General features: G+C 60.0%; 9 protein-coding genes. 4 read left to right on the forward strand and 5 right to left on the reverse strand.

Annotated features, from left to right (window positions below; all coding sequences use genetic code 11):
* On the reverse strand, positions 1-218 hold a 218-nt coding region (locus AB4Z11_RS15470; RefSeq protein ID WP_442026136.1), incomplete at its 3' end, for a response regulator.
* 197 nt (positions 219-415) lie between these two features.
* Here AB4Z11_RS15470 and AB4Z11_RS15475 point away from each other — a divergent pair.
* Complete coding sequence (locus AB4Z11_RS15475) at positions 416-904, forward strand: hypothetical protein (protein WP_442026137.1); 489 nt, start codon at positions 416-418, stop codon at positions 902-904.
* A gap of 93 nt (positions 905-997) precedes the next feature.
* On the opposite strand, the gene minE is transcribed toward AB4Z11_RS15475, so the two are convergent.
* The 4 genes from minE to metE all read right to left on the reverse strand — a co-directional run bounded on the left by minE (position 998) and on the right by metE (position 5,287).
* Positions 998-1,249, reverse strand: a complete 252-nt coding sequence (gene minE, locus AB4Z11_RS15480) for a cell division topological specificity factor MinE (protein WP_442026138.1) — start codon at positions 1,247-1,249, stop codon at positions 998-1,000.
* The gene (gene minD, locus AB4Z11_RS15485) at positions 1,250-2,065 is read right to left on the reverse strand and encodes a septum site-determining protein MinD (protein ID WP_442026139.1); all 816 of its coding nucleotides are present in this window, start codon (positions 2,063-2,065) and stop codon (positions 1,250-1,252) included.
* A 33-nt stretch (positions 2,066-2,098) separates the two neighbouring features.
* The gene (gene minC / locus AB4Z11_RS15490; RefSeq protein ID WP_442026140.1) at positions 2,099-2,854 is read right to left on the reverse strand and encodes a septum site-determining protein MinC; all 756 of its coding nucleotides are present in this window, start codon (positions 2,852-2,854) and stop codon (positions 2,099-2,101) included.
* Positions 2,855-2,962: 108 nt separating this feature from the next.
* Complete coding sequence (gene metE, locus AB4Z11_RS15495) at positions 2,963-5,287, reverse strand: 5-methyltetrahydropteroyltriglutamate--homocysteine S-methyltransferase (RefSeq protein WP_442026141.1); 2,325 nt, start codon at positions 5,285-5,287, stop codon at positions 2,963-2,965.
* Between the two features lie 100 nt (positions 5,288-5,387).
* On the opposite strand from metE, the gene AB4Z11_RS15500 reads away from it, so the two are divergent.
* From AB4Z11_RS15500 to AB4Z11_RS15510, 3 genes are all read left to right on the forward strand, one after another.
* Positions 5,388-6,299 carry a LysR substrate-binding domain-containing protein gene (locus tag AB4Z11_RS15500; RefSeq protein ID WP_442026142.1) on the forward strand — a complete coding sequence of 304 codons (912 nt, stop codon included), beginning with the start codon at positions 5,388-5,390 and terminating at the stop codon, positions 6,297-6,299.
* Between the two features lie 116 nt (positions 6,300-6,415).
* Positions 6,416-6,688, forward strand: coding sequence for a hypothetical protein (locus AB4Z11_RS15505; RefSeq protein ID WP_442026143.1), 273 nt, complete (start codon positions 6,416-6,418; stop codon positions 6,686-6,688).
* Positions 6,689-6,767: 79 nt separating this feature from the next.
* Positions 6,768-7,946: an acetyl-CoA C-acetyltransferase gene (locus tag AB4Z11_RS15510; RefSeq protein ID WP_442026144.1), complete on the forward strand. Its 1,179-nt coding sequence runs from the start codon at positions 6,768-6,770 to the stop codon at positions 7,944-7,946.
* Positions 7,947-8,035: the final 89 nt, after the last annotated feature.

Raw genomic sequence — 8,035 nt, forward strand, 5'->3', positions numbered from 1 at the left:
TTCTCCGGCAGCTTTTCGCGCGTCTTGCGCACCACGTCGGCGGCATCCATATCGCTGACTTGCCAGTCCAGGATGAGCATGTCGTAGCTGTCTTTGCGAACGTGGGCCAGCAGGTCCTTACCCGTCTGGAAACCATGGCAAACATGGCCCGCAGAGGTCAGTACCTGACAGATCAGATCTGTCTGGCTTTTGTCGGCATCTAAAACTACGATTCTCATTTTTAAGAATGTTAAGAAACAGTCACACAAATATAACAGAGATTTACAAAAAATAGTTGCCGAGACGGCTAAAAATTTCTTGTGGGCACTAACTCTGTGTAGCCGTGCGTACCTGTCTATTCATCACACGGTACACTGCTTAAGCACCCATTACAATGCATTGACTTAATAATTGCTAGTCACCAAAGGGCATAGAAGTGGACAACGACTGGACTTTGCTGCCTTCGTCGCCGGAGGATATCGAGGAAACGCGCCAGCGCTGCCGGCGTCTGGTACGGCGCCGCGCGGCGGTTTCGGCAGGCGTGGCGGCGGTGCCGATTCCCGGCATGGACGTCGCCGCCGATCTACGTCTTTTTACATTGTTGATCGACGATATTAACCGGGAGTTTGGTTTATCTGCTGACCAGCTCGACCGCTTGCAACCCAAATTCCGCCTGATCGCTTACGAAGCCGCCATCAGCATCGGCGGCATGCTGGTGGGGAAGGTGATCACCAAGGATCTGATTTTGGCGCTATTGAAACGCACCGGCGTCAAAGTGCTGGCCAAACAGGCGACCAAAATTGTGCCGCTGGCGGGGCAGGCGGCCTCGGCCGCTATCGGTTTCTTTGCCTTCCGCCAGATCGGCTACCAGCACGTGGATGCTTGCGCCAAGGCGGCGCAGGAGTTGCTGATGGCGCGCGCCTGAAACCCGCGGCGTAAAACGGGTGGCAGGCACGATGTGCCTGCCACCAGGGTTTGCCGCGGGGCTAAAGTCAAACGTCCCGGGCGCTCAAAAAAATCAAACGTCCGGCAGCACCACGTTAACGTCGAGCACTTCCAGGTTGCCCTGGCGGTCGAGCGAGATCTTGATATCGTCCGCGTTCACCTTGGTGTACTTGGAAATCACCTCGATCAGTTCCTTATGCAGCGCAGGCAGGAAATCCGGACCCGAGCGGCCATTGCGCTCGCGCGCGATGATGATTTGCAGGCGTTCCTTGGCGGCGGTAGCCGTCTTCGGCTTGTTGGGGAACAGGAATGAGAGCAGCGCCATTTACTTAGCTCCAAAGATACGCTTCAGGAAGCCTGGCTTCTCATAGTCGGTAAAGCGCAGCGGACGTTCTTCGCCCAGGAAGCGGCTTACCACGTCTTCGTAAGCATCGGCCACGTCGGTACCCTTGAAGTGAATCGCCGGGTTACCCTGGTTGGAAGCATGCAGCACTTGTTCCGATTCCGGGATGATGCCGATCAGCGGAATGCGCAGGATTTCCTGCACGTCTTCGTGGCTCAGCATTTCGCCCGCTTCCACGCGCTTCGGCGAGTAGCGGGTGATCAGCAGATGTTCTTTCACCGGTTCGCCGCCCGACAGCGCGCGGCGCGATTTGGCCTGGATGATGCCCAGGATGCGGTCCGAGTCGCGCACGGAGGACACTTCSGGATTGGTCACGATCAGGGCTTCATCGGCGAAAGTCAGCGCCATCAGGGCGCCGTGCTCGATACCGGCCGGCGAATCGCAGATGATGAATTCGAAGTCCATCTTGATCAGTTCGGCCAGCACTTCTTCCACGCCTTCTTCGCTCAGCGCGTCTTTGTCGCGGGTCTGGGAGGCAGGCAGGATGTACAGGTTGTCGCAGTGCTTGTCCTTGATCAGAGCCTGGTTCAGGGTGGCTTCCTTGTTGATCACATTGATCAGGTCGTACACCACGCGGCGTTCGCAGCCCATGATGAGGTCAAGGTTACGCAGGCCGACGTCGAAATCGATCACGACGGTTTTGTGGCCGCGCAGGGCGAGGCCGGTGGAGAAGCTGGCGCTGGAAGTCGTTTTGCCGACACCACCCTTACCGGACGTTACAACAATAATTCGAGCCACGAAGAGATCCTTTATTTCTAAGTACAGATTGCTTTAAGCACGCGTTGCGGAATTGACAGATTGTATATCCAGACTGTCGCCTTTCAAGCGGATTTGTGTCGGCTGGCGTGCGTGCTCAGCCGGGAAACCGTCCTCGAACGTGCGATAAACACCCGCGATGGACACCAGTTCCGGAGCCATTTGCAGAGCGAAAATGCGGGCGGTAGCGTCGCCGGAAGCACCCGCCAGCGCGCGGCCATTCAAAGTGTTGTAAACGTGAATACTGCCGTCCGCAATGATCTCGGCACCGTTGTTCACGACCGCCATCACGATCAGATCGCCGCCGCGCGCGTAGATGCGCTGGCCGGCGCGGACCGGAGTATCGATGATCATGGTGCCGCTGAAAGCTGGGGCGGCAGCAGCCGGCGCCGCGGCCGGGGCGGGCGCCGGTGCAGGCTTTTTCGGTTCGGGAGCGGGCGCTTCTTCGCGCTTGCCGCTGTCCAGCGACAGGCCGTGGGACTGGATTTCTTCCACCATATCCGGCGTGGCATTGCGCACGGCGACCGGATTCAGGCGGTATTTCTTGAGCAGGGCGATGGTGCCGGCCCAGTCGATGCGCTCGCAGCCAGGCGCCAGGGAGCCCACGTCGATTACCGCAGGGTCGCCCTCGAAGAAGTCGGACACGCCACCAGTCATTTCATGCAGCGCGGCGTCGAGGGTGATGAGGTCGGAGGTCTGCAGGATGGCGGACACTGCGACGACGGTGGAAATCTTGATTTCGATGGGCTTCTGGAACGAGCTTTTTGGCATACACGAGTCAGTAGTGGACGGGCTATGCCCGGGCTCGTGCATTTTACTGTGGAAAATACAAAAGGGGGAGTGCCTTTTTATTAATCAAACAGGCGCTCCCCCTAGTGTTTATGCGGTTTCCAGCCGCAATTGGCGGGCTGCGGCCACCATGTTCTGCAGCGCGCGCGCCGTTTCATCCCAGCCACGCGTCTTCAGGCCGCAGTCCGGATTGACCCACAGTTGCGATGGCGGGATGACCGCTGCCGCCTTGCGCAACAGCTGCGCCATCTCATTGGAGTCCGGCACGCGCGGCGAATGGATGTCGTACACGCCGGGGCCGATCTCGTTCGGATAACGGAACTGGCCGAATCCGCCCAACAGTTCCATTGCGGACCGGCTGGTTTCGATCGTGATCACATCCGCATCCATGGCCGCGATGGCCGGCAGGATATCGTTGAACTCGGCGTAGCACATATGCGTGTGGATTTGCGTCGCGTCGCTTGCCGAACTGGCGCTGATGCGGAAGGCTTTGGTTGCCCAGTCCAGATATTCGTCCCAGCGCGCGCGGCGCAGCGGCAAGCCTTCGCGCACGGCCGGTTCATCGATCTGAATCACCGCAATCCCGGCATGCTCAAGGTCGGCGACCTCATCGCGGATCGCCACCGCAATCTGCAGCGCGGTTTGCGAACGCGGCTGGTCATCGCGCACGAAGGACCATTGCAGGATCGTGACCGGCCCGGTCAGCATGCCCTTCATCGGCTTGGCGGTCAGGCTTTGCGCGTGCTGCGCCCACTGCACCGTCATCGCTTGAGGACGCTGCACATCGCCGTAAATGATGGGCGGCTTGACGCAGCGCGAACCGTAGGATTGCACCCAGCCGTTCGCCGTGAACGCAAAGCCGTCCAGCTGCTCGCCGAAATATTCAACCATATCGTTTCGCTCGGCTTCGCCGTGGACCAGCACATCAAGGCCCAGCTCTTCCTGTTTGCGCACGGCGAGCTCAATCTCCGCCTTCATCGCCCGCTCATACGTCACCGCATCCAGTTCGCCGCGCTTGAATGCAGCGCGCGCCGCGCGGATCTGCGCTGTCTGCGGGAAGGAGCCAATCGTGGTCGTCGGGAAGGCCGGCAGTTGCAAGCGCTCGCGCTGCACCCGCTGCCGTTCCGCAAACACCGACGCGCGTTGATCCGCCTTCGGATCAGCTACCAGCGACACCACGCGCTCCGACACCGCACGCCGATGCACCCGCTCGCTCAGCCTGCGCTGCGCCACCGCCGCCTGCGCCACAGCCCAGCCCGTGTGCCATTTGGGGTCAGGCGCTGATTGAGACATGAGCCCGGTTTTGAGGAGCGCGAGCTCGTCAAGTTTTTCCGTCGCGAATGCCAGCCACGAACGCAGCTCCGCGTCCAATGCCTGCTCGCTCTCAAGGCTGAACGGCACGTGCAGCAGCGAGCACGATGTCGATAGCCACAGCGCGCCGCCGCGTTTTTCGAGCACAGGCTGCAAGCGCGCCAGGGCCGCATCGAGATCCGTGCGCCACACATTGCGTCCATCGACGATGCCGACCGACAGCACCTTGTGCGCAGGCAGCCAGTCGGCCACGCTGGTCAGCTCATGCGCCGCGCGCACGGCATCGACGTGCAGGCCCGCCACCGGCAGGCGGCAAGCCAGGCTCAGGTTTTCTTCCAGCGAGGAGAAGTAAGTCGCCAGCAGCAGTTGCGCACCCGATTGATTCAGCTGCCAGTACGCCGGCTCGAACGCGTTGCGCCAGGCAGCGGGCAGATCCAGGCCCAGTACCGGCTCGTCGATTTGCACCCACTCCGCGCCCGCCGCGCGCAGCTGCGCCAGCAGTTCGCCATATGCCGGCAGCAGCGCATCCAGCAGCGACAGGCGCGAGAAGCCCTCCGCCGCGCCGCGCTCTTTGCCCAGCCACAGGAAAGTCAGCGGACCGAGCAGCACCACCTTCACGCGGTGCCCCAGCGCGCGCGCTTCGGCGACCTCGGCCAGCAGGCGCGCGGACGCGAGCGTGAACGAGGAAGCTTCCGAAAACTCCGGCACCAGGTAGTGGTAGTTGGTGTCGAACCACTTGGTCATTTCCAGCGCCTTGCCATCATGGCCGCAGCCGCAATGCGCATGCGAAGAGTCGCCGCGCGCCATCGCGAAATAGCGCGACAGTTGCGATTCCTCCGTGTCAAAGCCGAAGCGCGGCGGCTCGCAGCCGAACAGCTGAATATGATTGGCCACGTGATCATAAAACGCGAAATCGCCGACGGTGACGAAATCCAGGCCCGCATCGCGCTGCAGCGCCCAATGGCGTACGCGCAGTTCGCCGCCCAGCGTTTCGAGCTCGGATGCGGCAACTTCGCCACGCCAATGGCGCTCTAGTAAAAACTTTAATTCTCGTTCCGCGCCCATACGAGGGAAGCCGGGAATATGGGTATGCACAGTTTTCATTTTGTCATCAACTTTAAACATTGGTGACGTAAAGTGTGCGACATCTCGTCATATAATAAAAACGAAACTTTTTGCCTTACAACGTGAAAATTATTCATTCATGCTCGAGATTCGTCATCTGCGCACACTAGCCGCGCTACGCTCAGCCGGCAGCCTGGTCCGCGCCGCTCAATTGCTGAATTTGACCCAGTCGGCGCTGTCGCACCAGATCAAGCTGCTGGAAGATCGCTACGGTGGCCCCCTGTTCGAACGCAAGACGGTGCCCATCGGCTTCACGGCCATGGGCGCCCGCCTGCTGCGTCTCGCCGATACGCTGCTGCCCGAAGTCGAGCAAGCCGAGCGGGATGTGGCGCGCCTGTCGCAAGGCGATAGCGGCCAACTGCGCGTCGCGCTCGAATGCCACACCTGCTTCGACTGGCTGATGCCGGTGATGGATGAATTCCGCATGCGCTGGCCGGAAGTGGAGATCGATCTCGTGTCCGGTTTCCACAGCGAGCCGTCGGATCTGCTGCGCAGCGGCAATGCGGATCTGGTGATCGGTTCCGACTACAGCAACGGCGGCTACGCGGTGTTCCCGCTGTTCCGTTTCGAGATTCTGACCGTGATGGCGCAGAAGCACCGCCTGCACGCGCAGCGCCGCCTGATTGCAGGCGATTTCGCTAATGAAACGCTGATCACCTATCCGGTGCCGGAAGAACGCATCGACCTGATCCGCGAAGTGCTGCGTCCTGCCGGAGTGCAATACACGCGCCGGACTGCAGAACTTACCGTGGCCATTCTGCAACTGGTCGCCAGCCGCCGCGGCGTGGCTGCGCTGCCGAATTGGGCCATCAAAAATTACGTGGATTACGACTACGTGATTGCGCGTCCGATTGGCGAGCAGGGCCTGTGGAGTGACCTGTTTGTCTCGGTGCCGGAAGGCTTGCGGCAAAAGGCTTTTGTAACCGACTTCGTCAACGTGATACGCGAACAGTGTGCTGCATCATTAGATGGAATCAGGTTATTGTCGTGACACGAGAAAAAGTTTTATGCAAAATGAAAGAAACCTTTGATCTTCATCAAAGAGTTGAATGGAACACTTCCCTAGCATGATGACTCTTGCGTTATCTCATCGAAGGAGCTTGTCCAATGTATTCGCTTCCTGAAGAATTTTCTCGCGCCGCAATGGCCGCATTCAATGCGCAAATGGCGAACTTCGATGCTTACGCGCAAGCCGCAATGGATGCGGCGCTTTCTTCGCTGGCGTCGGCCACCGTTGCCTCCAACCAGTTCCTTGCAATGCAAAACCCGGAAGACCTGCTCGACCTCGCCACAAGCCAATCGCAACAGGCGTTTGGCCTGGCACAGGCTTACAGCCGTGAGGCAACAGATGCTGCTTTGAATAAGCCCTTGTTCCGGTAGGACATAGTGGATTGCTGCAGACCGCTTCGTTAGAATGAAATGAAAGATTTATAACCACCCCACAGTACCGGAGAAGCACATGGATGAAGTAGTAATCGTAGCCGCGGGCCGTACCGCGGTTGGCAAATTCGGCGGAAGCCTGGCCAAAATCCCCGCGTCCGAACTGGGCGCCCATGTCATCAAGGGCCTGCTGGCCAAGACCGGCATCGATCCCAACCTGATTAGCGAAGCCATCCTCGGCCAGGTACTCACGGCCGGTGTTGGCCAGAACCCGGCGCGCCAGGCTGTCATCAAAGCGGGCCTGCCGAATGCGATCCCGGCCCAGACCATCAACATGGTGTGCGGCAGCGGACTGAAGGCGACCCACCTGGCGGCGCAGGCCATCAAGTGCGGCGACTCGAACATCATTATCGCCGGCGGCCAGGAAAACATGAGTGCGGCACCGCACGTACTGAACGGTTCGCGCGACGGCTTCCGTATGGGCGAAGTGAAGATGACCGACTCCATGATCATCGACGGCCTGTGGGATGTGTACAACCAGTACCACATGGGCCAGACCGCCGAGAACGTGGCGAAGAAATACGAGATCACCCGCCAGGAGCAGGACGAGTTCGCGCTGCAGTCGCAGCTGAAAGCGGAAGCCGCTCAGAAGGAAGGCAAGTTCAAGGACGAGATCCTGCCGCTGGAAATCGTGCAGAAGAAAGGCAGCATCGTCTTCGATCAGGACGAGTACATCAAGCCGGGCTCCACGCTGGAAGCGCTGTCCGGCCTGCGTCCAGCCTTCACCAAGGATGGTTCGGTCACCGCCGGTAACGCCTCCGGCATCAACGATGGCGCGGCCGCTGTGATCATGATGACCGCTACCCAGGCCAAGCAGCTGGGCCTGAAGCCGCTGGCGCGCATCAAGGCTTACGCATCCTCGGGCCTGGACCCGGCGATCATGGGCATGGGCCCGGTGTCCGCCTCCACCCTGYGCCTGAAGAAGGCCGGCTGGACGCCGCAGGATCTGGATCTGATGGAAATCAATGAAGCGTTTGCGGCGCAGGCGATTGCCGTGAACAAGCAGATGGGCTGGGACACCAGCAAGATTAACGTCAATGGCGGCGCGATCGCAATTGGCCACCCGATCGGCGCTTCCGGCGCACGTATTCTGGTGACCCTGTTGCACGAGATGGCTCGCCGTGACGCGAAGAAGGGCCTGGCCTCGCTGTGCATCGGCGGCGGCATGGGCGTAGCACTGGCAGTTGAGAGGGACTAAAAGCAGGTTTTCAAAGAAACGCACAGAGGGGAACATAAGATGGCACGAGTTGCATTGGTAACGGGCGGCATGGGTGGTCTGGGTGAAGC

It is taken from the genome of Pseudoduganella sp. RAF53_2 (assembly GCF_052113985.1).
Taxonomy (GTDB): Bacteria; Pseudomonadota; Gammaproteobacteria; order Burkholderiales; family Burkholderiaceae_D; genus Rugamonas.

Coding starts and splice junctions, on each gene's coding strand:
- AB4Z11_RS15500 (WP_442026142.1), top strand. CDS start 5,388: ATGCTCGAGATTCGTCATCTGCGCACACTAGCCGCGCTACGCTCAGCC.
- AB4Z11_RS15505 (WP_442026143.1), top strand. CDS start 6,416: ATGTATTCGCTTCCTGAAGAATTTTCTCGCGCCGCAATGGCCGCATTC.
- minC (WP_442026140.1), bottom strand. CDS start 2,854: ATGCCAAAAAGCTCGTTCCAGAAGCCCATCGAAATCAAGATTTCCACC.
- metE (WP_442026141.1), bottom strand. CDS start 5,287: ATGAAAACTGTGCATACCCATATTCCCGGCTTCCCTCGTATGGGCGCG.
- minE (WP_442026138.1), bottom strand. CDS start 1,249: ATGGCGCTGCTCTCATTCCTGTTCCCCAACAAGCCGAAGACGGCTACC.